This window comes from Cellvibrio sp. (assembly GCF_046347455.1).
GTDB lineage: Bacteria > Pseudomonadota > Gammaproteobacteria > Pseudomonadales > Cellvibrionaceae > Cellvibrio.
The window spans coordinates 352222-378089 of sequence record NZ_JAXMGC010000002.1 but is presented as its reverse complement, the minus strand read 5'-3'; the positions used below and the strand labels follow the sequence as shown (position 1 = coordinate 378089).

The 25868-nt window shown below is 46.7% G+C and carries 27 protein-coding genes; 11 read left to right on the top strand and 16 right to left on the bottom strand.

All coding sequences use genetic code 11. The features are described from left to right. Positions 1–30: 30 nt before the first annotated feature. The 5 genes from U1F02_RS05525 to rplM all read right to left on the bottom strand — a co-directional run bounded on the left by U1F02_RS05525 (position 31) and on the right by rplM (position 4452). Complete coding sequence (locus tag U1F02_RS05525; protein ID WP_409989368.1) at positions 31–441, bottom strand: ClpXP protease specificity-enhancing factor; 411 nt, start codon at positions 439–441, stop codon at positions 31–33. 73 nt (positions 442–514) lie between these two features. Continuing rightward, positions 515–2743 carry a ubiquinol-cytochrome c reductase gene (locus U1F02_RS05520; RefSeq protein WP_409989367.1) on the bottom strand — a complete coding sequence of 743 codons (2229 nt, stop codon included), beginning with the start codon at positions 2741–2743 and terminating at the stop codon, positions 515–517. A 1-nt stretch (position 2744) separates the two neighbouring features. Continuing rightward, positions 2745–3344: a ubiquinol-cytochrome c reductase iron-sulfur subunit gene (gene petA / locus U1F02_RS05515; RefSeq protein ID WP_409989366.1), complete on the bottom strand. Its 600-nt coding sequence runs from the start codon at positions 3342–3344 to the stop codon at positions 2745–2747. Between the two features lie 272 nt (positions 3345–3616). Then, positions 3617–4009, bottom strand: coding sequence for a 30S ribosomal protein S9 (rpsI, locus tag U1F02_RS05510; RefSeq protein WP_409989365.1), 393 nt, complete (start codon positions 4007–4009; stop codon positions 3617–3619). A 14-nt stretch (positions 4010–4023) separates the two neighbouring features. Continuing rightward, on the bottom strand, positions 4024–4452 hold the full coding sequence (gene rplM, locus U1F02_RS05505; RefSeq protein WP_409989364.1) for a 50S ribosomal protein L13: 429 nt from the start codon (positions 4450–4452) through the stop codon (positions 4024–4026). 321 nt (positions 4453–4773) lie between these two features. On the opposite strand from rplM, the gene U1F02_RS05500 reads away from it, so the two are divergent. Together U1F02_RS05500 and U1F02_RS05495 are read left to right on the top strand one after the other, a co-directional pair. Further along, positions 4774–5475, top strand: coding sequence for a phosphatase PAP2 family protein (locus U1F02_RS05500; protein ID WP_409989363.1), 702 nt, complete (start codon positions 4774–4776; stop codon positions 5473–5475). Between the two features lie 9 nt (positions 5476–5484). After that, on the top strand, positions 5485–7152 hold the full coding sequence (locus U1F02_RS05495) for a phosphoethanolamine transferase (RefSeq protein WP_409989362.1): 1668 nt from the start codon (positions 5485–5487) through the stop codon (positions 7150–7152). Positions 7153–7200: 48 nt separating this feature from the next. Here the strand turns inward: U1F02_RS05495 and U1F02_RS05490 are convergent, their stop codons facing one another. From U1F02_RS05490 to U1F02_RS05465, 6 genes are all read right to left on the bottom strand, one after another. Beyond that, positions 7201–8076 (bottom strand): hypothetical protein, encoded by an 876-nt coding sequence (locus U1F02_RS05490; protein WP_409989361.1) that lies wholly within the window; start codon positions 8074–8076, stop codon positions 7201–7203. A 292-nt stretch (positions 8077–8368) separates the two neighbouring features. After that, complete coding sequence (gene tnpA, locus U1F02_RS05485) at positions 8369–8815, bottom strand: IS200/IS605 family transposase (protein WP_409989360.1); 447 nt, start codon at positions 8813–8815, stop codon at positions 8369–8371. A gap of 156 nt (positions 8816–8971) precedes the next feature. Further along, positions 8972–9994, bottom strand: coding sequence for a glycoside hydrolase family 43 protein (locus tag U1F02_RS05480; RefSeq protein ID WP_409989359.1), 1023 nt, complete (start codon positions 9992–9994; stop codon positions 8972–8974). 37 nt (positions 9995–10031) lie between these two features. After that, on the bottom strand, positions 10032–11510 hold the full coding sequence (locus U1F02_RS05475; RefSeq protein ID WP_409989358.1) for an MFS transporter: 1479 nt from the start codon (positions 11508–11510) through the stop codon (positions 10032–10034). A gap of 190 nt (positions 11511–11700) precedes the next feature. After that, entirely contained in the window at positions 11701–12810 is a 1110-nt protein-coding gene (zapE, locus tag U1F02_RS05470) for a cell division protein ZapE (protein ID WP_409989555.1), read from the bottom strand. Positions 12811–12852: 42 nt separating this feature from the next. After that, a complete protein-coding gene (locus U1F02_RS05465) occupies positions 12853–13509 on the bottom strand; it encodes an alpha/beta hydrolase (RefSeq protein WP_409989357.1) in 657 nt (218 codons plus the stop codon). Positions 13510–13694: 185 nt separating this feature from the next. Here U1F02_RS05465 and U1F02_RS05460 point away from each other — a divergent pair, with 185 nt between their 5' ends. Together U1F02_RS05460 and U1F02_RS05455 are read left to right on the top strand one after the other, a co-directional pair. Beyond that, a complete protein-coding gene (locus U1F02_RS05460) occupies positions 13695–14198 on the top strand; it encodes a YhcB family protein (protein ID WP_409989356.1) in 504 nt (167 codons plus the stop codon). 91 nt (positions 14199–14289) lie between these two features. Then, positions 14290–15441: a S1C family serine protease gene (locus U1F02_RS05455; RefSeq protein WP_409989355.1), complete on the top strand. Its 1152-nt coding sequence runs from the start codon at positions 14290–14292 to the stop codon at positions 15439–15441. A 52-nt stretch (positions 15442–15493) separates the two neighbouring features. On the opposite strand, the gene hisD is transcribed toward U1F02_RS05455, so the two are convergent. From hisD to U1F02_RS05430, 5 genes are all read right to left on the bottom strand, one after another. Beyond that, entirely contained in the window at positions 15494–16801 is a 1308-nt protein-coding gene (gene hisD, locus U1F02_RS05450; RefSeq protein ID WP_409989354.1) for a histidinol dehydrogenase, read from the bottom strand. 136 nt (positions 16802–16937) lie between these two features. Further along, positions 16938–17570, bottom strand: coding sequence for an ATP phosphoribosyltransferase (hisG, locus tag U1F02_RS05445; protein ID WP_409989353.1), 633 nt, complete (start codon positions 17568–17570; stop codon positions 16938–16940). Between the two features lie 25 nt (positions 17571–17595). Continuing rightward, on the bottom strand, positions 17596–18861 hold the full coding sequence (murA, locus tag U1F02_RS05440) for a UDP-N-acetylglucosamine 1-carboxyvinyltransferase (protein ID WP_409989352.1): 1266 nt from the start codon (positions 18859–18861) through the stop codon (positions 17596–17598). 36 nt (positions 18862–18897) lie between these two features. Then, positions 18898–19140 carry a BolA family protein gene (locus U1F02_RS05435; protein ID WP_409989351.1) on the bottom strand — a complete coding sequence of 81 codons (243 nt, stop codon included), beginning with the start codon at positions 19138–19140 and terminating at the stop codon, positions 18898–18900. Between the two features lie 172 nt (positions 19141–19312). Further along, positions 19313–19924 carry a phospholipid-binding protein MlaC gene (locus tag U1F02_RS05430; protein ID WP_409989350.1) on the bottom strand — a complete coding sequence of 204 codons (612 nt, stop codon included), beginning with the start codon at positions 19922–19924 and terminating at the stop codon, positions 19313–19315. Positions 19925–20222: 298 nt separating this feature from the next. Between U1F02_RS05430 and U1F02_RS05425 the strand changes: the two genes are divergently transcribed. From U1F02_RS05425 to hpf, 7 genes are all read left to right on the top strand, one after another. Beyond that, complete coding sequence (locus U1F02_RS05425) at positions 20223–21194, top strand: KpsF/GutQ family sugar-phosphate isomerase (RefSeq protein ID WP_409989349.1); 972 nt, start codon at positions 20223–20225, stop codon at positions 21192–21194. A 16-nt stretch (positions 21195–21210) separates the two neighbouring features. Then, positions 21211–21765 carry a KdsC family phosphatase gene (locus U1F02_RS05420; protein ID WP_409989348.1) on the top strand — a complete coding sequence of 185 codons (555 nt, stop codon included), beginning with the start codon at positions 21211–21213 and terminating at the stop codon, positions 21763–21765. Positions 21766–21770: 5 nt separating this feature from the next. Continuing rightward, positions 21771–22409 (top strand): LPS export ABC transporter periplasmic protein LptC, encoded by a 639-nt coding sequence (gene lptC / locus U1F02_RS05415; RefSeq protein WP_409989347.1) that lies wholly within the window; start codon positions 21771–21773, stop codon positions 22407–22409. Beyond that, positions 22393–22902 (top strand): lipopolysaccharide transport periplasmic protein LptA, encoded by a 510-nt coding sequence (gene lptA / locus U1F02_RS05410; protein ID WP_409989346.1) that lies wholly within the window; start codon positions 22393–22395, stop codon positions 22900–22902. Before lptC ends, lptA begins: the two co-directional genes overlap by 17 nt. A gap of 3 nt (positions 22903–22905) precedes the next feature. Beyond that, complete coding sequence (gene lptB / locus U1F02_RS05405; RefSeq protein ID WP_409989345.1) at positions 22906–23631, top strand: LPS export ABC transporter ATP-binding protein; 726 nt, start codon at positions 22906–22908, stop codon at positions 23629–23631. A 195-nt stretch (positions 23632–23826) separates the two neighbouring features. Continuing rightward, the gene (locus U1F02_RS05400) at positions 23827–25491 is read left to right on the top strand and encodes an RNA polymerase factor sigma-54 (RefSeq protein WP_409989344.1); all 1665 of its coding nucleotides are present in this window, start codon (positions 23827–23829) and stop codon (positions 25489–25491) included. 70 nt (positions 25492–25561) lie between these two features. Continuing rightward, a complete protein-coding gene (hpf, locus tag U1F02_RS05395) occupies positions 25562–25852 on the top strand; it encodes a ribosome hibernation-promoting factor, HPF/YfiA family (protein ID WP_409989343.1) in 291 nt (96 codons plus the stop codon). Positions 25853–25868: the final 16 nt, after the last annotated feature.

The following is a 25868-nucleotide window of genomic DNA, read 5'->3' as shown; positions in this document are numbered from 1 at the left end:
GTCCGCATTTACCTGTCACAATTTTGAAAGTTACTTCACTACTTTTAAGAAGGATTTTTTGGGAGGAGTATCGCCACCGCCATCTGGTTTAGTGGGTTCAGGAGGCGTGGGAGGTGTTGAGGGTAACTCCAATTCAAACATCATTCCCTGTCCGTTTTCACGACCGTAGATTCCGAGCACCGCACCGCAGGGAACATAGATATTGTGTACAACGCCGCTAAACCGGGCACTAAAGGAAACCGCTTCGTTGGCAATAAACAAATCCTTCACCGCAGAAGGAGCAATATTTAAAATAATTTGGCCATCTTTGTTGATGTGCTGTTGCGGTACCACAACACCCGGAACATTGGCAAAAACCACCAAATGCGGGGTGCAATTGTTATCGACCAACCATTCATAAATGGCACGCAGCAAGTAGGGACGATTTGATGTCATTTCCATAGCAAACTCACAAACATAAAACAAACGACCAAAAGAAAGGGCGACCTATAGTCGCCCTTTTTGGAACTAAACTCTAGTGAATATCTCGCCAGAATTCTCTATTCAGGAAGTAGGCGCAGAGTGCGAAAAGCAGAATGAACAGCAACACACGTTTGCCCATATCTTCACGCTTAAGTGCAGCAGGCTCGCCCAAGTAAGACAAGAAGTTAACGATGTCGTAAGCCGCTTGATCAAACTCATCCTTCTTCAATGAACCCTTGATCGCGCCTTCTACCAAACCACCACAGTGCTCATCAATCTCAACTTGACCGATAGAGTTACGCTCTGCGTTACCTTTGTGGTTAAGTTTTGGGCCTGGGCCGCATTCCAGCAAACCTTGCAGACCAATCAACACGTGAGGCATACCCACGTTCGGGAACACGCGGTTGTTAACACCCCATGGGCGTGTATCGTCTTTGTAGAAGTTACGGAGATAGGTGTAAACCCACTCTGGCGAACGTGCACGGGTTTCCAAGCTCAAGTCTGGCGGTGTTACACCAAACCATACTTTGGCTTGAGCTGGGCGCATCGCAATTTCCATTAACTGACCGATACGTTGACCACCTAAAATCAGGTTGCCTTCCATCATGTCTTTTGGAATATCCAAATCGGTAGCAACGCGCTCAAAACGTGAGTATTTGGCAGAGTGACAGCCCATGCAGTAGTTGGTGAAGTATTTAGCACCACGTTGCAAAGACTCTTTATCCTTCAAATCGGCTTCGAACTTATCACAGGGAATAGCACCACACTCAAAGTTGCCAGTGTTAGCTACAGCCTTGATAGGAACAATCGCAAGGATCAAGAACAACGCCAAACCACCCAACACAATGTGCAACGGCAGACCTTTAGCTTGAACGCGACTTGGCTCAGGCAAATCGGAATCACGTGCAGCCAACAATGGTAGAACAGCAAAGATCACAGCCAACAATGCACAGAACACCAACAATAATTTAGGCACTTCAGCCTTGAGGTAGGTAACTGCCATGGCCGCAAAAATCACCGCGAAAACACCTGACAATACGAACGACACTTTAGATTTCGCTTTCTCTACGTTGGTGGTAGTCCACACAGGCATAGTCACAAAATAAGCGAAGTAGAAAGTAGTAGCGATTTGTGACAACAAGGTGCGGCCTTCGGTCGGTGCTTTTACACCTAAGTAACCTAACACAACGAACATGGCCGCAAAGCTCATCAACATAACGCGTGGAATCCAACCGCGATAACGAATTGATTTCACTTTGCTGCGATCCAACCATGGCAACACGAACAAAATTGCAATTGCCGCGGCCATAGCCACAAAGCCAAGGAACTTAGCGTTCAAAGGACCAATTTCAATCGTTACTGCACGCAATACCGCGTAGAACGGAGTGAAGTACCAAACGGGCGCAATGTGCGTTGGAGTTTTCAGGTTGTTTGCTTCTTCAAAGTTAGCGTGCTCAAGGAAGAAGCCGCCTACTTCAGGCATAAAGAACAAAATAAAGCAGAATACAAACAGGAATACGCTGATACCAACCAAGTCATGAACGGTATAGAAGGGATGGAAAGGAACACCGTCCAAAGGAATACCGTTTTCATCTTTGTTCTTTTTAATCTCAACGCCATCCGGGTTGTTAGAACCAACGTGCTTATCGTGCAACGCCAAAATGTGCATCACAACCAAAGCCAAAAGTACGATTGGCAGCGCCACAACGTGTAATGCAAAGAAACGGTTAAGAGTGATGCCAGAAATGAGGTAATCACCACGAATCCACTGAACCAGATCTTCACCAATACCAGGAATAGCACCAAACAAAGATACGATTACCTGAGCACCCCAGTAGGACATTTGACCCCATGGCAATACGTAACCCATAAAGGCTTCAGCCATGAGAGCGAGGTAAATAGTCATACCGAAAATCCACACGAGTTCACGTGGAGACTTGTAAGAGCCGTACATCAAGCCGCGGAACATATGGAGATATACAACAATAAAGAACGCAGAGGCACCGGTAGAGTGCATGTAGCGCAACACCCAACCGTAATCTACGTCGCGCATGATGTATTCAACAGAGGCGAATGCACCTTCTGCGGTAGGAACATAGCTCATTGTCAACCAAATACCGGTGATCAGCTGATTCACCAATACCAACAGCGACAATACGCCGAAGAAATACCAGAAGTTAAAGTTTTTAGGTGCGTAGTACTTACCCATATGGGTATCCCACGCTTTTTGAACGGGGAGGCGATTATCAACCCAGGTCCACAAGCTCACTAACCAATTCATCTTATGCCCCCTGGTCTTCGCCGATGATAACTACGTTTTCACTCTCGTAATAATGCTTGGGCACTTCGAGATTGAGCGGAGCTGGAACACCGGTGTAAACGCGGCCAGCCAAATCGTATTTAGAACCATGGCATGGACAGAAGAAACCGCCCTGCCACTTGTCGCCACCCAAATCAGCAGCGCCAACATCAGGACGATAAAGAGGAGAACAACCGAGGTGGGTACATACGCCCAGCAAAATAGCGAATTCAGGCTTGATGGAACGACCTTCGTTTTGCGCATATTTAGGCTGCTGAGGTGCTTCAGATTTAGGATCTCGAATTACGCCTTGATCTTCCACCTTCTTCAAGCTCGCCAGAGCTTCAGGTGTACGACGAACAACATAAACCGGCTTGCCACGCCACTCAACGGTGACCATAGCGCCCGGTTCGATCTTGCTCATGTTGAATTTTACGGGAGCACCAGCCGATTTAGCCTTGGCACTTGGGTTCCATGACCCGACGAACGGTACTGCAATGCCAACGGCACCTGCTGCACCTACTGCAGTCGTAGCCCCAATAAGCAGGCGACGACGCGTTTTGTTTACAGCGTCATTACTCATGACGAACTTCTCCCCTAACAGCTTTGACGGCCAGTAAACCAGAGCAAATACGCGAGTAAACGCAATGGTTTAGGATGATTTTGGACAATCCCAAAAAAGCGGCAATCTTAAAGAAATTACGCGTTTCTTACAAGAATAACCATACTTAACAAAAGGATTTAGATACTAAAGAACATAAAGTGTAGATGTAAAAAAACGCCCAAGCCAGCAATGACTTGGGCGTTTTTTGATAATCATCAATTGGCGGCGAAATATGCCTCCAAGGATGACTATTAACGCTTGGAGAATTGTGGCTTCTTACGTGCTTTACGCAGACCAACTTTCTTACGCTCAACTTCACGAGAGTCGCGAGTAACGTAACCAGCTTTACGCAATTCAGAACGCAACTCTTCGTTGTATTCCATCAAAGCACGAGTCAAACCGTGACGAATTGCACCCGCTTGACCGAAAGAACCGCCACCAGAAACAGTTACGTTTACGTCGAATTTGTCGCTCAAACCAACCAATTCCAATGGTTGACGAACAACCAAACGAGCAACTGGACGACCGAAGTATTCATCCAAAGGACGATCATTTACAACGATTGCACCGGTACCGGCAGTGATAAAAACACGTGCAGTAGAGGTCTTGCGACGACCTGTACCGTAATATTGAGTTGTAGCCATCTGTCAGCCCCTTATTAGATAGTCAGTTCTTGTGGTTGCTGAGCAGTGTGCGGATGCTCACTACCTGCGTACACTTTCAGCTTGCGCAACATTGCACGGCCCAACGGACCTTTTGGCAACATACCTTTTACAGCGATTTCGATTGGAGAGGTAGGAGACTTCTCAACCAAATGTCTGAAGCTGATAGATTTGATACCGCCGATGTGATTGGTATGATGATAATAAATCTTATCAGTCAACTTTCTACCAGTCACACGAACTTGGCCAGCGTTGATTACAATAATGTAATCACCGGTATCTACGTGTGGGGTGTACTCAGGCTTGTGCTTGCCGCGCAAACGAGAGGCGATTTCTGCAGACAGGCGACCCAGGGTCTTGCCAGCTGCATCGACGATGAACCAGTCACGAACTACTGATTCAGCTTTGGCACTATAAGTCTTCATGTTGTATTTGCCTATGCTGGTTAATGAAGTGTAGGAAAACCCTACCGAAAGTTGTGACAAAGTCCAAAAAGGCTTCCCCACAGAAAAAGAGCGCGAATACTACACATTTGAAACCGGCTTTTCAACCCAAAAGTACCTTCTCAGCTATCCCTAGGCATGCACCCCAACCTTATAAACCCAAACCGATTCTGACCAGACTGCATCCACCAACCTTAAGGACGAATTAAGCATTAGTGCGCCGGCACTTAATTCATTCGCGCGGAGTATGGGCTGCTGGTAAACTGCGCGCACTTCCCTAACCCATAATAACTACGAGCAACCATGCAGCACCCACTTCCCCCTAATTTCTGGCGCTACCACCTAGTCATCCCCCTTTTTATTCTTGTCACTCTTACTCTTTATATTGAGCTAAGTGGGGTTGATGCACTTCTGGCGGATAAGATTTATGCGTGGGAAGGCGGAAGCTGGACTCTGAAAAACGCATGGGTTACGAAAGCATTAATACATCAAACCGGGAAATATTTTTCACTTACCATCGCCCTGCTTGTCATCCTAGCCGTAATTGGTACCTACCTGACACCGAGACTTCTAAAATACCAGCGCGAACTGTTTTTTTTACTCTGTGCAGCTGCGGGCAGCAGCGGATTAATTAGCATTTTAAAAGATATCAGCCATGTTTCTTGCCCTTGGGATTTCTCACGCTATGGCGGCGAATTGCAATATGCGAGCGTTTTCAGCCAAATCATCCACATGAGCGGCGATGGATGTTTTCCAGCGGGTCATGCCAGTGGTGGCTATGCGTGGTTAGCGTTTTATTTCTTGGGCATTCATATGAAATCGAAGTGGCGCTGGGTAGGACTGGGTTTTGCCCTCAGCGTTGGGCTTGTTTTCGGCATATCCCAACAATTGCGCGGCGCGCATTTCATTACTCACGACTTATGGACGCTCGGCATTTGCTGGTTCTTTTCGTTGTTTATGTACAAGTTAATGCTGCTGGGCAAATCACCTAGCAATTCAAAATAAGAGGCTTTTATGTCACTTTTTCGTAGAACTTCGTCACGCGATATTTATGACGAAAGTCCTTCACCCCATTTTTTTGCCTGGCGCATGAGCACAACAAAATTCACTCTATTGTGTTCTATTTTGTTCATTGTTTTTTTTAACTCTGCTTTTTTCAAAGCATTACATTCAGCGCTACCCATACAAGACATTAGATCAGCACTTTTTTTTGCAAGCCTAACTTGGGTAGCAACGGCTATTACAGCACTCGTTCTCTCGTTAATTGTTTTACCCAAAATAACCAAACCAGTCATGGCTTTTATTTTTATTGCCGCGGCCAGTGTTGCTTATTTTATGAATGCTTATGGAATTGTGATTCATCAAAACATGATCCAAAACACCATGGAGACGGATGCGAAAGAAGCTGCGGGATTGTTTAACGCAACACTTGCTACTTACATAGTTATTCTGGGACTAATCCCAAGCATCTTATTATTAAAGGTGAAATTACAATTTGGAAGCTTTAAGCAGGAAGGGCTGACGAAGCTCAAACTCTGGGCAGTCCTGCTGTTGTCTATAGTGATTGTTGCAGCACCACTAACTGCCGACTATGCCTCGTTTATTCGCAATAATAAAAATATCCGTCAAATGATTAACCCAGTAAATTTTATCTACGCGACAATTTCCTATGCATCAGCGAGCAACAAGTCCGTTACGGTAAAACCCATTGGTGAAGATGCAAAGCTAAATACAAACGCAGCCAAACAAACCAAACCAGTATTGTTTGTACTGGTTGTGGGTGAAACTGCTCGAGCAGACCGCTTCAGCATCAACGGATACAACAAACCAACGACACCACTTCTCGCGCAGCAAGACATCATTAACTACAAGCAAGTTTTTTCTTGCGGCACCGAAACTGCTGTGTCTGTTCCTTGCATGTTCTCAAACCTAACCCGCGCAAAATATTCTGATAAAAAAGCAAAATCGCAAGAAGGCCTGTTAGATATATTGAAGCGCAGTGGATACTCAGTGCTATGGAGAGACAACAACTCGAGCTGCAAGGGAACATGCGATAGAGTGGAATACGAGTCAATGAAGGATTTAAAAATTCCAGAACATTGCAATGAACGCGAGTGCTTCGATAATGTGTTATTGCACGGTATAGATGAAAAACTTGCTTCTATGAAAGGAAACAAAGTGATTGTGCTTCATCCGAAAGGCAGCCACGGCCCTGATTACTACAATCGCTACCCGGAAAACATGGAGGTATTCAAGCCAGTTTGTAAAGTTAACAAACTACAAGATTGCACTGCGGAGCAAATTAACAATGCTTTCGATAATACCATTCATATGACAGACCTATTTTTGAACAATACGATTGAATGGTTAAAAACAAAAAGCGATTCTTACAATACGGCGATGATCTATCTCTCAGATCACGGGGAATCCCTCGGCGAAAACAATTTATATTTGCACGGTATGCCATATCTGATAGCACCTATAGAGCAGAAGCACGTCCCCTTCTTCTTTTGGTTCTCGCCTGGTTTTGAGCAAGATTCTGCAATTAACCGCCAATGCCTTCATGAGTCTACAAACAGCGAATACTCACACGACAATTTATTCCACACCACGCTCGGCTTACTCAACGTTAACACAAGTTTGTACAAATCCGACATGGACATGACTGCTAGGTGCAGGTAATAAAAAGCCCCGCACTTGCGGGGCTTTTTATTAAAGCAATTTGTTTTTTTAATTAGGTTTTTTTTGCATCTGTACAATATTAAAAGACGTATTAGGTTTAGCATTCACTTTCATCGTACAATTGCCCCACGCATCTGGAATTTCCATAATGCTGTCTTGCTTGTAAGGAAGTGTTGTTTGTTTGTTTGTGCAATTAAAACCAAGGCTACTAATCTCACCATTAACTCCGCTAAAGTAAAAATGCTGCTTAAAAAGCTTAGCACTCCAATTGCCAGATTCGTTGGTGGTAATTTTTTGCATGATGTCGGTTTGCTGTGCAGCCAAGTCATCAAGCTTTTTTGTCACTGCAGGAACAGCTGCCAAGTCGGATTGAGATGCCGGCTCTTTGCGAAGGTTTGCCAATGTATCTATAGCACCACCTAGATCTTGATTATTAAATTGGCTTTTCAGTACCTGCATACCTATATCCACATAGGTTCGCCCCTCAATATTTCCTGCCCCGGAAGAAACAACCTTTAAAGCAGCTTCATACTCTGCCTCAGGCTTGCCCTGGGCTCCGGCATACCAATAATCCAAAAGATTAATATGCGCTTGCTCATACGCATTAACTTTTTCAAGTTGACGCAATTTCTGCATTGACTTGTCAGCTTTCGCGAATTCTTTTTTTAAAATCGCAACACGAGCAGTTTCAAATATTCCAGCAAATGTGGGACTTGCCTTGCCCTCGCCTTTTTGATCAAGAAGAAACTTTTGGAATTCTTCCCTTCGGAGTCCTTCGCGAGCGCTCTCCTGCTTTTCAAAAGCCATACTTTCACGAGAGCCATTGTTACCTCCCCCACCAAAAAGCCCAACTCCTCCCAACTGCGCAGAGGCATTACTTGTTAAAAGAACGAGAGAACACGCTGCTATCACTGACTTATACATGTAAAACTCCTGTTATCGGTTATTGTCGCGCGACCGAGTATACAAATACTTATACAGCCTTACAACGAAACCTCTATGATGTGAATTAATGTAACCGAAGCCAATCTAAGCTTAAAAAACGAAAACGTCGCTTACCCTTCATTTAATACAAATTTAAACGACAACAAATCTTTTTAGAAATTAAAAATTAATTTTATACATCTTGAAACCGCAGCTTTATCCAAAATGTTAGAAGTAAAAATCCACCTGCATAGCAGGTGGCTTTGATTAGCACCCTATAAGGGTGCTTGTCTTAAACCGTTACCTCTAACCGCAGCTGGCGCTCATCTTCCTCTCTCGCCTGCTTATCTTGATAACGTACGTATCTCCGAATCACCTCTTCATTCGCGCCAACTGAATCTACAAAATAGCCACGCTGCCAGAAATGATTTCCCCACATTTTATCCTTTCTTAAATACGGAAATTTATTGAACAGTCTTATCGCTGTTCTTCCTTTCAATGTCCCCATTAGCTCCGAAACACTTATGCTGGGCGGCGTCCTTACCACCAAATGCACATGATCTATCTGCACATTTAGCTCAACTACTTTGCAATTCTTCATCCCACAAAACACATAAATACTTCGATACAACTCTTTTCCTATATTTCCCGTCAATATCTTGAACCTATACTTCGGCGTCCAAACAATGTAATACTGACATCGATAGAATACGTGTGAAGCGGATTCATATCTGCTCATGCTTTTTACTCCTGATCATTTGCTGGTAACAAACGATTGAGTATCTAGCATGGGCACTTTTCAGGCATAGCCCCGAGTAGCTGATCACCACCTCCATAGGAGGTGGTTTTAGAATGGCAATAAAAAAGCCCAGCATACGCTGGGCTTTTTTCTATATTAATCGCGGTAAGGGACAATCGTCTGGATACTTCCATCCGGCTTATGCGTAAGTGGCGTCATTTTCACTGAGCGCAAATGCGTAATGCCTTTCGACAATACGGAGTCGTGATAGAACAAATACCACTGCCCTTGGTATTCAGCGATTGAATGGTGAGTAGTCCAACCAATTACGGGTTCAAGAATGCGGCCGCCGTAAGTAAATGGGCCGTAAGGACTATCGCCAGTCGCGTAACACAAGAAATGCGTGTTACCTGTTGAATAGGAGAAGTAATACTTGCCGTTATATTTGTGCATCCATGATGCTTCAAAGAAACGACGGTCGTGATCACCTGCCAACAATGGCTGACCATTTTCATCGAGGATTTTAATTTCGCGCGGTGTTTCAGCAAATTGCAACATGTCGTCACTCAAGCGAGCAACGATTGGGCCGAGAGCAGGCTCGTTATCCGCAGGTTCACCACGGTTAGCGTCGTATTGGTTGTTGCGATAATTCTGTAATTGGCCGCCCCAAATACCGCCGAAGTACATGTAGTAACTGCCATCCGTATCTTCAAACACAGCGGGATCTATTGTGTAACTGCCTTTAATCGCTTCTGGTTCTGCTTTAAATGGCCCAACAGGTGAATCACCAACAGCTACACCAATTTGGAAGATGTTGTCGGCACGTTTCGCGGGGAAATACAGGTAGTATTTTCCATTTTTGTGCGCCGCATCGGGAGCCCACATCTGGCGTTGTGCCCAAGGCACATCTTTCACATGCAAGGCCACACCATTATCAACAGCAGGGCTTTCGGGAGAATCGAGCGAAATCACATGATAGTCTTCCATACCAAAATGATCACCGTTGTCGTTAAACGGAATGCCCGCTTCTATATCGTGCGATGGGTAAATATAAATCTTGCCATTGAACACGTGAGCCGATGGATCGGCAGTGTAAATATGTTCAACCAATGGTTGGGAAATCGCGCGCGTCTTTAAATCCGCTACGATTTCGGGAGCTAAGGTTTCTTCAGCAGCCATAACAATATCTCGTCTTTAAAATCAGTGTTTCTATAAATTATTTGCCCGCCGCTTTGCGACGCTCGTTCAGTTCCGCTTCAATTTGGTTTTCTGTTTGTTTGTTGATTGAGTAGAGGAACAAACAAGCAACCGCAATAAAGAATGGAATTGATGCATAAATACTAATGGAGGCTTTAATACCTTCAATCGTTTCCGGTGATTGCACTTGCAAGGCGGCATCGTAGTGGTAGTAGCCCAAGATACCTGCAAGCAAAGAACCGCCAATACTCAAACCCGCTTTCAAACCTACTAACATGGCAGAGAAAATAATCGCGGTTGCACGGCGATTGTTTTTCCATTCTGAATAATCAGCAACGTCAGCAATCATCGCCCACAGAAGAGGAACAGTAAGACCATAGAAGAAACCGTGAAGTATTTGCGATACAAAGCACAAGCCTATGGCATCTTTCGGGAACCAATTAAACGCTAAGAGGAATAAGGTAGACACAAACAGCGCTGCACCAAAGGTATTGCGTTTGCCGAAGCGATCTGCAATTTGTTTGGAGAAACAAATACCGATGATCTGCATGATAATGCCGCCACCGTTAAACAAACCAAAGGCAGATGTCGCCGCATCGTCTGGCCACTTAAACTGAGCCACACCCATTGATTGCAAAGTCGCGTTGAGACCGTGGATAAAAGAATTAAAGCCGATGCCATCAAGGAAAGCGGCGAGCGCGTTTTGATCCAAATAGTTTTCGAAATAATAAATGTATGCGCCACCTTTCAAGGAAAGGTTGATAAATACCAACACAGTGACAATCAACATGATCAACCAAGGCAGGTTTTTCAACAGGTCATGAATATCCTGCGATACTGTCGTTTTTTCCTCCACAATTGGCAATATACGTTCTTTAGTGGTAAGGAAAGTAATCAGGAAAAACACAATACCCACGCTTGCAAACAGAATCATTGCATTGTGGAAACCTTGGGCTTTATCGCCATTGCCAAGCATCAACACGATTGGCAAGAGCAACACTTGAATCACAAATTGCGCAAGCATTACCGCCACAAAACGGTAAGCGGACAAACTGTTGCGTTCAGCCATGTTGCCAGTGAGCACACCACTAAGCGCAGAGTAAGGAAGGTTATTTGCAGCATAAACACCGAGCAACAACAGATAGGTTACCCAGGCGTAAATAATCTTTTGGTTTTGATCAAGCGCCGGGGTACTAAACGCAAGAAGCGCGATTACACCGAACGGAATAGCAGTCCATAAAATCCAGGGGCGGAATTTACCCCAGCGCGTTTTAGTGCGGTCTGCAATAAAACCCATAACTGGCGTAAATACAAAGGCGCCAATCATACCCGCCGTCAGCATAATGAAAGATGCTGTGGTCGCGGGAATACCGAACACGTCGGTATAGAAGAAGGCCAAAAAGGTAACAAGCGTTTGGAAAATCAGGTTGGCAGCGAGGTCGCCCAAGCTGTAGCCAACTTTCTCGACAACGGAGAGTTTTTGAGTGGTTTGATTCATTTTGTTTTAGCTTCTTATAGGTTTAATAGGGTTTGTCGAATCAGCGTGAGCGCAGTCAACCGAATAATGACCGCTACCGAAGGACTAGCTAGATGGTCGTATACAAGCGGCCACTAGGATCGCTGAAAGCATTCTTATAGTCAAGTTGTATATAACTTACAGACACCCACAGAATGCCGCTTCCACAAGACTAAGGCCTGTGTTCCATTGCCAAATATTCCATGCTCTGCATTTCCAACAAGCGACTGACCGTTCGTTGAAACTCAAAGTTCAATTTTCCTTCAGAATAAAGTTCGGCCAAGGGTTTTTCAGCGGATAACACCAATTTGACGTGACGATCGTAGAATTCGTCGACAAGATTGATAAAGCGGCGAGCTTGATCGTCATTAGCCCGCCCCAACGCAGGCACATTACTCACAAAAACCGAGTGGTATTCTTTGGAAAGTTCGATGTAATCATTCTGCGAACGCGGCCCGTCACAAATCGCATCGAAATCGAACCAAACCACCCCTTCTGCCGAAAAGCGCGCGTGAATTTCCCGCCCTTCTACGATGAGCACCTGATTTGCTTTCTCATCAGCAGGCGATGCAAGCAAGCTGCGGAAGCTTTTCTGCAAACTCAAATCCGCGCTCTGATCCAATGGGAAGTGATAAAGCTCGGCTTGCTCAAGTGCGCGCAATCGATAATCCACACCACCATCCACATTCACGACGTGCGTATGCTTTTTCAGTAGCTCGATAGCGGGCAAAAAGCGCGCGCGCTGCAGACCGTCTTTATACAACCCATCCGGGACTATATTGGACGTTGCGACCAACACTACGCCGCGCTCAAACAATTCCGACATCAATGTGCCAAGAATCATGGCATCCGTAATATCGGACACAAAAAACTCATCAAAGCAGATAACTTTGGTTTCCGCAGCAATAATATCGGCCACTTTTTGCAGTGGATTCTTCTGCCCATCCAACTGCTTTAACTCGCTATGCACACGACGCATAAAGCGATGAAAGTGCATACGCATTTTTTGCGGGAAGGGCAAACTTTCAAAAAAGTTGTCCATTAAATAGGTTTTTCCGCGCCCCACCCCACCCCAAAAATACAAACCTTTAATTTGGGTTTTATCAGAGCTGCCAAACAAGCGCTTTAAAATTCCGCCAAATGCAGATGATTGATGCAACTGCCAATCCGCCACCAAAGCTTCATATAAGGTTTGTAGATGTTGTACAGCGTGCGCTTGCGACGCATCTCGACGAAAGTCATCGCGTTGCAAATCGCGCTCGTAGCGCGCGACAGGAGACAGGTTTTCACTTGCAGATAAGGTCATAAGAATTCAGAGAACAGATTAATGAGGAATTTGCTGGAGCAAGATATGGGTGAGATCGGTTTTTAAATCGGTTAGATAACCATGGAAGAAATGACCAGCGTCAGGATAACGAATCAATTCTGCGGAACTTTTCAGACCAGTGACCCAATCATAAACACCTTGGGCGATAACTCGCTCATCTTTATCGCCCTGAATCACACATAGCGGCGAGTTGAAAACGCCATCGCGATCATATTCATAACGCTCTACCGGCGGAGCAACCAGAGTTAAATGCAACAAACCCGCGACTGAATAGCTCGCTCTTGCTGCTATGGATGAACCAAATGAAAAACCGGCAATCATAATGGGGCTTTGGGGGAAATTGGTTTTCACCCACGTAATCACGGCGAGTAGATCATCCAATTCACCAACCGCGTTATCGAAAACACCCTCACTTTGGCCGACACCGCGAAAATTGAATCGTACGACATGAACACCCAAATCTCTGTAGGTGCGCATCAGGGTCGTCACGACTTTATTGTCCATAGTGCCGCCATGAACAGGATGCGGATGGCAAATGATGACAACGGCATTAAGCGCGCTTAAGGGAGCGTTGCTGTCCCCGCGGTTAATGGCAGATTCCAGACTCCCTACCGGGCCGGCAATCGCTAGTTTTGACTCTTTTTCAACCAACACTACATTTTTCCTGAGGAATAATTAAATGTATGACCCATAAGATCATTTTCCGCCCGAGCATTTTGCCAAACTATTTCCCAAACTAGGCCAACAAAAGGCTTATACTATGGCAGTAAGCCGTAAGAATTCGCATCTAAGGCAAAGCCTGAATTCTACCTATTTCGACAGTCGTTAAGGAGACTTTTGTGTTCTCACTCAGCACTCTGGTTTTTACCGGTTTTTTCTTTCTACTCTGCGGTACCGCGTTGGGTGCCTTTTTACTACACATCTTCCGCTCCAACATTTACAGCCGTGAACTCGAAGATCGCTTGAATGAAGCAGAAAGTACATTGCAAAACTATCAACGGGATGTTGCCGAGTCCTTCGCGCAAACCTCCAAACATATCAGCGATATGACTCAATGCTATCGCGAAATGCACGAACATTTAGCGAGTAGCGCGCTCAAACTGGCAACACCAGAAATTAGCCGCAAAATTTTGGACTCCGCCAGCAGCTTGGGCGAATCTAAAAATAGTTACATTAACGCTCAGCATATAGAGCCGCCGAGAGACTGGGCGCCGAAACCTGTGGGCGCAAAAGGCGCTTTGGCCGAAGATTATGGTTTGCGTGACGATGAGCATGCAGTCATGCGCCCTACAGAGACGCCGGAAGACTATGATTTTGATGGTGCTGTGACAAAGCGTTACTAAGTTAAGAATTCAAACTAGAACAATAAACCTGTTAACCCCGCCTTCGTAGCGGGGTTTTTACTGTAGCCGAGTTGGCAAGGGAGCAAACCACATGAACCTCAAGCGTCTTCTGCAATTCGCAGCTTGGCCAACAGCGGTAGGCGTTATTATTGCTCTTTTAGCAATGCTTCTTTTCCCTCAGCTACGTGGGCAACAGCAAGTCGTCGCCCCCGCCGTCGCAAATTCTAATACAGGTCCTTATTCTTACGCCGATGCCGTTGCCCGCGCAGCGCCCGCTGTTGTGAATATCTATACAGCTAAAAAAGTGATTGAACGCGACCCACGCTACTACACCAATCCTTACTATCGCCAATGGTTCAATAATTCCAATATCCCGCTGCAAGAACGCATGCAACGCACCTTGGGTTCAGGCGTTATTGTAGATGCGCGCGGGCTGATTCTTACCAATAACCACGTTATCAACGGTGCGGACAAAATTCAGGTTTTACTGAACGATGGTCGTTATACATCGGCCGAATTGGTGGGCATAGATTCAGAAAACGATTTGGCCGTTTTAAAAATCACATTGGATAATTTATTGCCGATTAGTCTTGGCCAACCCAATAGTCTGCGCGTGGGTGATATTGCGCTTGCCATCGGCAACCCCTTCGGCGTTGGTCAAAGCGTTAGCCAAGGTATTGTGAGCGCACTGGGGCGCTGGGGATTGGGCATTAATAGCCGTGAAAATTTTATTCAAACCGATGCAGCAATTAACCCGGGAAACTCCGGCGGCGCATTGATTGACGCACGCGGAAATCTTATCGGCATCAATACCGCTATTTTAGATGAAACCGGCGCGGCATCCGTTGGGATTAGCTTTGCAGTTCCCGCCGACATCGCCATGAATTCACTAAAACAAATTGCCGAGTTTGGTGAAATACGCCGAGCATGGTTAGGTTTCTCTGCCGCCCCTATGAACGAAAAGTTGGTGAAAATTTACGGCTCGTCGGGGCTGATTGTGACGGGCGTGGAAGAAGGGAGCCCGGTAGAAAACGCGGGCTTACGCCGTGAAGACGTGATTATTAAAGTGAACGAAATATCCTTATCCGACACCAATTTTCCAGAGCGAAATATTCACGCCGTGCAAAACTTGGTTGGAAACCTTAAACCGGGCACTGAAATTAGCATTACTGTGCTACGCGGCGGCAAGACGCTGGAGATGAAAGTGACTGCGGGCGTCCGACCTACCGAAGTGAAAACTTAAACGGAGAGCAGAAAAAAGGGAGCCAAGGCTCCCTTTTTTTATACGCACCAATTTAATCTTTAATACGATATTCCGCTGAACGTGCGTGCGCTTCTAAATATTCGCCACGCGCCAATACAGAAGCCACTTTCGACAATTCCGATGCACCTGCCGCAGAACACATAATAATTGAACTGCGTTTTTGGAAATCATAAACACCCAGCGGCGACGAGAAACGCGCAGTACCCGACGTAGGTAATACGTGATTCGGCCCAGCGCAATAATCTCCTAAAGCTTCTGGCGTAAAGCGCCCCATAAAAATCGCGCCCGCATGACGGATCTTCGGCAACAAGGCTTTTGGATCTTCGACAGATAATTCCAAATGCTCAGGCGCAATGCGATTGCTCACCACAATCGCCTCCTCAATATCGGCAACTTTGATAAGCGCCCCACGATTTTTTAGCGATGTTTTTGCAATCTCATTGCGCGATAAAGTTGGCAACAAACGAGCAATTGAAGCTTCAACCTTATCGAGATAATCTGCATCAGGGCAAAGCAAAATTGCTTGAGCTTGTTCATCGTGCTCAGCTTGGCTAAACAAATCCATCGCAATCCAATCGGGATCGGTTAAACCATCGCAAATCACTAAAATTTCAGAAGGACCAGCGATCATATCAATCGCCACTTGGCCGAATACGGCGCGCTTTGCAGTCGCAACGTAGATATTTCCGGGGCCAACAATCTTATCCACTTTGGCAATGGTTTCAGTTCCGTAAGCTAAAGCTGCAACCGCTTGTGCGCCGCCAATGGTAATTACGCGATCAACACCAGCTATCGCAGCAGCCGCTAAAACCATTGGGCTCAGCTCACCATCCGGTGCAGGCACAACCATGGTTAACTCATCGACCCCAGCCACCTTTGCAGGAATTGCATTCATCAACACAGACGATGGATAAGACGCTTTTCCGCCGGGAACATAGAGCCCGACACGTTCCATAGCACTGATTTGCTGACCGAGAATAGTCCCGTCAGCTTCGGTGTATTGCCACGAGGTTTGTAACTGGTGCTTGTGGTAACTGCGGATACGTTCAGCCGCAACTTCTAATGCATTGCGTTGCTCTGGCGTTATTTCAGTCAGCGCATTTTTGAGCTGCTCGGCGGTCACCACTAAATTAGAAATGCTTTGCGCACTGCGACGATCGAATTTGTTGGTGTATTCCAACACCGCTGCATCACCGCGTGTGCTTACTTGACGCAAAATATCGTTCACCACCTCAGCAACGCGCGTATCGCTAACAGATTCCCACGCCAATAAATCATCAAGGCGCTGTTTAAAATCGCTTTGGCTCGCATCTAAACGGGTGATAAGAGATTCAGACATGGATGTGCTCGTTTCAATGAAGTAAATGAATCATCAAGCTTGAGAAAGAAAAAAGCTCATTGGAAATTGTTATGGGCAAGATAAATATTTCGGCGAGCCGTCGTTCCAACAACGACGCCCCATCAAATACAAAGATTTAAATAGCTACCGCTTTTGCAATATGATCAATAATCGTTTGGATTTGTACGTGCTTCATCTTCATGGACGCTTTGTTCACAATCAAACGCGAACTGATGTCAGCGATAAATTCACGCGGCTCCAAACCATTCGCGCGAAGCGTGTTGCCGGTATCGACAATATCCACAATCTCGTCAGCCAAATTCAGGATTGGAGCCAATTCCATCGCGCCGTACAATTTGATGATGTCTGTTTGGCGGCCTTGCGATGCGTAATATTGTTTTGCGATATTGACGTACTTAGTCGCCACACGGATACGTCCGGGCGGAGTACTCACGCCTTTAACACCTGCGGTCATTAACTTGCAGCGCGCAATATTTAAATCCAAAGGTTCATAAAGACCGTCAGCACCGTTTTCCATAAGCGTATCTTTGCCGGAAACGCCCATGTCTGCCGCACCAAATTGAACATAGGTGGGAACATCAGCACCACGCAATAGCAGTAAGCGCACATTTGGCTCGGTGGTTTCAAACACCAGCTTGCGGCTCTTTTCCATATCTTCCAAGGGCTCAATACCCGCTGCTTTCAGCAATGGCAGGGTTTCTTCCAGAATTCGCCCTTTGGTGAGCGCGATGGTGAGAGTTTGACTCATAATCTGCTGGCCTTTTACTAACTGCTTAGTTGCTTTTGACGCGGGTAACGCTGGCGCCAATGCTTTGGAATTTTGCTTCGATGGCTTCATAACCGCGATCGATGTGGTAAATACGATCAATCATGGTTTCGCCGTCCGCGACCAATCCGGCAATCACCAAACTGGCCGATGCTCGCAAATCCGACGCCATAACGGGTGCGCCCTTCAAGCGTTCAACACCAGTAACAACCGCCGTATTACCTTCCAGCGTAATGTGCGCGCCCATGCGATTCAGCTCGTTCACTTGCACCAAACGATTTTCAAAAATCGTTTCAGTGATGTGGCTTACACCTTCCGCAACCGCGTTCATCGCCATAAATTGCGATTGCATATCAGTAGGAAACGCAGGATATGGAGCTGTCTTTAGGCTGACGGCTTTAGGGCGTTTACCGTGCATATCCAACTCAATCCAATCGTCGCCTTGAGTGATTTCTGCACCGGCCTCTTCCAGTTTTACGATAACGGCTTCCAAAATGGTTGCGCTGGTTGACGTGAGTTTGATTTTGCCGCGTGTGGCCGCTGCCGCCACCAAATAAGTGCCTGTTTCAATACGATCAGGCATGACCGTGTAAGTGCAACCGTGCAATGACGCAACGCCGTCCACAATCAGTACCGAGGTTCCAATACCTTCGATCTTAGCGCCCATCCTTACCAACATATTGGCGAGGTCAACAATCTCAGGTTCTTGCGCGGCGTTTTCCAGGACGGTTCTGCCTTCTGCAAGTACAGCCGCCATCAACAGGTTTTCCGTACCACCAACGGTGACGGTATCCATCAAAAAGTGGGTGCCTTTCAAGCGGCCTTCGGATGTTGCGCGGATGTAACCACCATCGATCTCAATCTTTGCACCCATAGCTTCCAAGCCGCGCAGGTGAATATCCACGGGGCGCGAACCAATCGCGCAACCGCCGGGAAAGGACACGTTAGCCACGCCATAGCGCGCGAGCATCGGGCCCAAGACCAGAATCGACGCACGCATGGTTTTCACCAAATCGTAAGGCGCCGTAAATTCGGTGATGTTATTGGCATCCAGCACAAAGCCGTGGCCGTTAGTGCCGGTGATTTTCACCCCCATGGAAGCCAGCAGCTTATTCATGGTGGTGATGTCATTCAGATGAGGAACATTTAGCAGGGTGACGGGGCTATCCGCCAGCAATACAGCCGCCAAAATAGGCAGCGCAGCGTTTTTGGAGCCAGAAATACAAATTTCGCCACTGAGCGGACCACCGCCCAGAATTTTAAACTTATCCATTACAAATCCAGATTATGCAGACGACTAAAGGGTTCGTTATTGCTGTTGTTGCCATTGTTCAGGGGTAAAGGTCTTCACAAAATCCACCGCGTGGATAGTGCCATCGGCAAATTGTTGGGCCAAAGTGCCCAGCACTAACTGTTGCTTTTTAACGGGGGTTAAACCCGCGAACACAGGGCTAACAACAACCAAATCGATGTGGCTGCCGTTGATACCAACCTGGACTTGGCTATCGGGAATTTGGCTTTCAATAAGTGCTTTTATCTGCTCAGCTTGCATAGAAAAAACTCGTAGGGCTTAGCCCTGAATCAAAAAATAATAGGTAACACAGAAAGGCGTGAATCTTACCCGAAAAAGCCTGTAATCGCACCCAAAAGCGCACCAAGAAATACACATAAATAAAAAACCCCAGCCGTTTAGGGCTGGGGTTTTTCGCAGGCTGGAATAAGAATTAGTTGGTAGCCAACCAAGTCTCAATCACTTTATCCACATTCTTGTCATTTTTGATCATGGCTTGGTCAAACTGGCTGGTGAAGGATTCACCCAAATTTACGCCATTCAACACCACGTTAATCAATTTCCACTCGCCGCTGTCGCCTTGCTTCAAGGTGTAAGAAAGCTTGTGAGTAGTGCCTTTGTCGCTAACCTCTTGATCTACAGTAACGCGGCGCGCATCGGCGGCCATGGTCACAGGCAAGGTTTTAATTTGGCTATCGGCATAGTTGGCAATGCCTTTTGCGTATGTCTTGATCAAGCCATCTTTAAAAACAGCAGTGAATTTTTCCACCTGCTCAGGCGTTGCGGTTTTTGCAGATTTACGCATTACGGCTTTGGCGATAAACGGAAAATCCACCACTGCGTCTAATGTTTTTTGCACATCGGCATAGTAAGCATCAGTTTTTTTGCCAGCGGCATTGTGCTTTTTCACAATCGCGAGCATATCGGTTGTTGCTTGCTCAACAATGGCTTGGGGTGTTTTTTCGGCAGCGGTCGCAAGCGGAGCGACAACCAGCATTGCCAAGCTTAAAAGAACACCCGTCAGGTTTTGATACAGTGGTTTCATGTGTTTACCTTCCTAAATTTAAAGTTCCAGTACAATGCGCCGGGGCAATCAATACCTGTATTTCACGGGTATTTTCCCTTCTTGCATGACGATTAAATAACCATCAAGCCCAGCGCGTGGCGTAACGTGTGAGCAAAACGGCTCACACGTAAATTCAGCTTTTGCAAATCGCAAATGCGCGCGCGAATTGCAAAATGGGGGCAGTGTCCCCAATATCAAGCGATTCATTACCAATATCGCTATAATGACCCGCTTATTGGTCCGTCAAAAGTGTTAATAGTCATCACGAGATCTCTCTATGCCAGCTTTCGATTTTATTGCCTCGGGACTTCGCACCATTCGCATAGAGTCTGATGCCGTAAATGCGCTGAGCCAAAGACTCGACAGTGACTTCACCCAAGCCTGTGATCTCATTCTGAACTGCTCAGGCCGCATCATAGTGACAGGCATGGGCAAATCCGGTCACATCGGCAAAAAAATCGCCGCCACCCTTGCCAGCACAGGAACGCCTGCGTTTTTTGTTCATCCCGGTGAAGCCAGCCATGGCGACTTGGGGATGATTACCAAGCAGGACATAGTGCTGGCAATCTCGTATTCAGGTACCTCCAATGAAATTTTGACTTTGCTCCCCATGCTTAAGCGCTCGGGGATTAAAATCATTAGCATGACCGGTAACCCGTCGTCCACCTTAGCGGAAGTAGCTGAAGCACACCTGAACATAGCAGTGGAAACCGAGGCCTGTCCGTTAGATTTAGCACCGACGGCGAGTACAACCGCCACTCTTGTTTTAGGCGACGCACTGGCTATTGCGCTTCTGGAAGCGCGGGGCTTTACCGAAGAGGATTTCGCATTCTCGCATCCCGGCGGTGCATTGGGTCGTAAATTATTGTTACGCGTTGTGGATATCATGCACACCGGCGATAGCATTCCGCGAGTTTCACCCACCGCCAGCCTGAACCAAGCACTTCTGACCATGTCTGAAAAAGGCTTTGGCATGACCACAGTTGTGGATGACAAAAATCAGCTTTTAGGCATTTTCACCGACGGCGACTTGCGCCGCACGGTTGATAAAGGTATTAGTCTTACCGGCGTTACCATTGGCGACCTGATGAATCGCACTCCAAAGACTATCGGCATCAAAGCACTGCCCGCCGAAGCCTTAAAAATGATGGAAGATTTAAAAATCACCGCTTTGGTAGTGCGCGATGAACAAGCATGCCCCGTTGGTGTCTTACACATGCATGACCTGCTGCGCGCAGGCGTGGTTTAATTAACAAGGATTCACTTTGAGTCACTCACCGTCACATTTCTTAACGGCGCCCGATTTAGAAACGCGCGCTAAACGCATCAAATTACTCCTGTTGGATGTAGACGGTGTCTTAACCGATGGCCGCCTTTATTTCAGCAATCAAGGCGATGAATTCAAAACCTTTAGCACGCTCGATGGTCATGGCATCAAGTTGCTTCAAAAAAGCGGCGTTAAGGTAGGAATCATTACCGGCCGTACCAGCAACTTGGTCGCTAAACGCGCAAGCGATTTAGGCATCAAAATATTGGTACAGGGGCGCGAAGATAAGTGGGATGCGCTGCAGGAAATCTTGGCAGAACATCCTGTCCAATTGGATGAAATTGCATTCATGGGTGACGATTGGCCAGACCTAACCGTTATGTGCCGCGTGGGCTTGGCGCTCGCACCCGCTAACAGTCACTTTACAGTGACTGAACGCGCTCATTGGCAGAGCCGCGCACGCGGTGGCGAAGGCGCTGTGCGTGAAGCTTGCGATATGTTGATGAAAGCGCAAAACAGCTTTGATCAACTCTTAAAAACTTATTTGGCTTAACCGGAATGTCTAAATTACAACTACCCAAAGTTGACAGCGCCGACTTGGAAAACATCAATCCACGTTTTCTGCCGCTACCTTGGTTGGTGGTTATTGTGCTGTTGGTGGTGTTTGCGACCTTCAAATATTCCAATAAGGAAGACTTGGTTTCGCAGCAACAAACCGAAGCAAAAGTTTTTCCGCAGTCTTACATTACCGATGTCGAAATGCGCCAATACGACGCCAGTGGCAACATTCACTACCAAATGAATACCCCCTTGATTCGTCGTTTTCAGGTAAAAGACAGCCCCAGCGACAAAGACTATTCCTTGTTTGAAACCCCAGTATTTATGGTCGTAACCAATCCGCAAAGGCCGGGTTGGTTTATTACATCGCAAGAAGGTCGCCTCGATACCAACGACACGTGGTTTACGCTTACGCAAGAAGTGCTAGCGCGCCAAACTTCTGAAAAACAAGGTGAAACCACCATTTCTACCAGCGATTTGCGGCTAAATCTGCAAGACCAATTCGCGCAAACAAACAAAGCTGTTACTATGCGCGCCGCTAAAAGCCAGATCACAGCGCAAGGTATGCGCGCGGATATGAAGCGCGAGCGAATTGAATTACTTTCTAACGTCAAGGGCACTTATGAACCCAAGCCTTAAACTATTACTTGCGCGCGTCGCAGCAGGATTGCTGGCGATGAGCCCGCTTTGGGTTCATGCATTACCTACGGACAAGAACCAAGCTTTGCGAATCTCTGCAGAAAAGCAGGAAATCGACCTTAAACAAGACACGGTCGTTTACATCGGCGATGTAAAACTCATCCAAGGTACACTGGAAATCTCCGCCGATAAAATCCGTGTTCGTCGCGACAAAAATCAAGAGCCCGAATCTTTTACCGCCGAAGGCAATCCCGCGCGCTATCAACAGCAACCGGAAGAAGGCAAACCCGTTATTCACGCTGAAGCGGGCACCATCGATTACAACGCGAAGACTGAGCAGTTGACCTTGGATAAAAACGTGTCCATCGAGCAAAACGGTTCAGTGACCAAAGCGGGCCACGTGGATTACGACATTAAGAGCCAAACTGCGAAATTTTCAGGTAGCGGCCGCGTAGAAACTGTTATCCCCGCAAAACCAGAGAAAAAAGAATAATCCATGGCCAGCCTTCACGCCCAGCACCTCGCCAAGAGTTACAAAAAGCGCAAAGTCGTTATTGATGTTTCCGTATCGGTCACTAGCGGTCAAATTGTCGGCTTGCTGGGCCCTAATGGTGCAGGTAAAACAACCTGCTTTTACATGATTGCAGGCTTGGTTGATGCCGATAATGGCCGCGTGCTGATTGACGATTTAGATATCACCGACTTGCCGATTCATGGCCGTGCACGCGCCGGAATTGGCTACTTGCCGCAAGAGGCATCGATTTTCCGTAAGCTCAGCGTTGCCGATAACATCATGGCTATTCTGGAAACCCGTAAAGACCTCAACCGCAAGCAACGTCTGGCCAAAATGGAATCGCTGCTACAGGAATTCCATATCACCCATATTCGCGATAGCTTGGGCATGTCGCTCTCGGGCGGTGAGCGCCGCCGCGTTGAAATTGCTCGCGCCTTGGCCACCGATCCTAAATTTATTCTTCTCGATGAACCTTTTGCGGGCGTTGACCCTATTTCCGTCGCCGATATCAAAGAGATTGTTCGCCACCTGAAAGATCGCGGTATAGGCGTGTTGATTACCGACCACAACGTGCGCGAAACCTTGGATATCTGCGAAACGGCGTTTATTGTGAGCGAAGGCCACATCATCGCATCAGGCAATTCCACCGCTATTTTGGCGAACGATAAGGTGCGTCAGGTTTACCTCGGCGAAGACTTTAAACTCTAATCACAGCAGCTATTTGCGCCTCCACCGCATCCTTGACAAACAGCCCTTCTAAGCCTTAGGCATAAAGATTGCTTTAAATATTTCCCTTTAGCGCCATTGGGTTATTGCCTAGACGTTAAACCCTGACTAAACTCCATCTACAGTGTTTAGTTTTTTGCTCGCCTCTACGCCAGCTAAGGGTTTCTCGTTCGAATAATGAAGCAATCTCTGCAACTCAAGCTCGGTCAACAACTGACCATGACCCCGCAATTGCAACAAGCAATCCGCTTGCTGCAATTATCGACACTTGATCTCCAGCAAGAAATTCAGGAAGCCCTCGATTCCAACCCCATGTTGGAAGTAGAAGATAGTTTTGATTCACCCTCATCCTCCAACAACGACTTCGAAGACAGCGATTACGCGCGTACTCAAGAAATAGCCGCGAACAGTGATTCAGGCACCGATGATTTCAGTGAAAGTTATTCCGCTGAAATGACCTATAAAGAATCCAGCAGCGAAAAATTTGGCGACGAAAATTTCGGCGAAACCAGTTTTAATGACGGCGATCGTTTCGGCGAAGCTGAGAGCTTTGGCGAAACCGATAGTTTCAGCGATGTCGATAATTACACCGGCACCGACGATTACAGCCAAAGCGCGACGGAATGGAATGAAGCCATTCCCGCCGATTTACCCGTGGACACCAGCTGGGATGACGTTTACCAAACCAGCCAATCCAGCAGCAGTAGCAATTACGACAACGAAGATTCTGATTTTGAGAGCCGCCGCGCTGCCACAGATTCGCTCTACGATCATTTGACGTGGCAACTCAACCTCACCCCAATGTCCGACCGCGACCGTATTATCGCCATGGCGATCATTGATGCGGTTGAACCTAGCGGAATGCTGTCAGTCACATTGGAAGATATTCACAGCGGTCTCATCACAGAATGGGAAGACCTAGAGCTAGACGAAGTTGTTGCTGTGCAACATCGCATTCAGCAATTTGACCCTTGCGGTGCCTGCAGCCAAAACCTGGCCGAATGTTTAACCGTACAGCTTCAACAGTTTGATCCTGCAACACCGTTTTTGGCCGAAGCAAAACTGATTGCCAAACAATATTTACCGCTGTTGGCGAGCCGCGATTTCCGCCAACTCATGCGCAGAACAAAGCTGAAAGAAGATGAGCTTAGCCAAGCGGTGAGTTTGATCCAGAGTTTGAATCCACGCCCCGGCGATATGATTGCAAGCGGTGAAACTGAGTATGTTGTGCCTGATGTGTTTGTAGAGAAACGCGAAGGTAGATGGGTGGTTGAACTTAATCCTGAAATTGCGCCGCGTTTACGCATTAACTCCGACTATGCGTCATTGGTAAAACGCGCGGATTCCAGCAGCGATAACACGTTTTTGAAAGATAATCTGCAAGAAGCGCGTTGGTTTTTGAAAAGCTTACAAAGCCGCAATGAAACGCTCTTGAAAGTGGCGAGTTGCATTGTTGAAAAGCAACGTGGCTTTTTGGAATACGGTGCAGAAGCCATGAAGCCTCTGGTTTTGCATGACATCGCCGAAATAGTGGAAATGCACGAATCCACCATTTCGCGCGTAACAACACAAAAATTTATGCACACACCGCAGGGCATTTTTGAGTTGAAATACTTCTTCTCAAGCCATGTGAGTACAGATTCTGGCGGCGAATGTTCCTCTACCGCCATACGCGCGCTGATCAAAAAATTAGTCAGCGCAGAGAATCCTAAGAAGCCTTTAAGTGACAGTAAGATTACCGATTTACTCGGCGAGCAAGGCATTCAAGTTGCGCGCCGCACCATCGCAAAATATCGCGAATCACTCAATATTCCGCCGTCCAACGAGCGCAAAACACTTTAAAAAAGCAAGAATTCTGTGAGTGCATTTGTATTCACAAAACCACCGAGCAGTAATTATTGAGGATGTATCTATGCAAATAAATGTCAGTGGCCACCACGTAGAAGTTACCGATTCAATGAGAGATTACGTGATCAGCAAACTTGAGCGTTTAAGTAATCATCACGACCGCATTACTAACACCCACGTCATTCTTTCGGTTGATAAACTCGAACAAAAAGCAGAAGCTACTTTGCACGTGAGCGGTAAAGATATTTTTGCCGACGCCACAGACGCCGATTTGTACACCGCGATTGATTCATTAGCGGATAAACTGGATCGCCAGTTAATTAAACACAAAGAGAAAATGCGCAGCCATCGTTAATAACGAGCGCAAACCG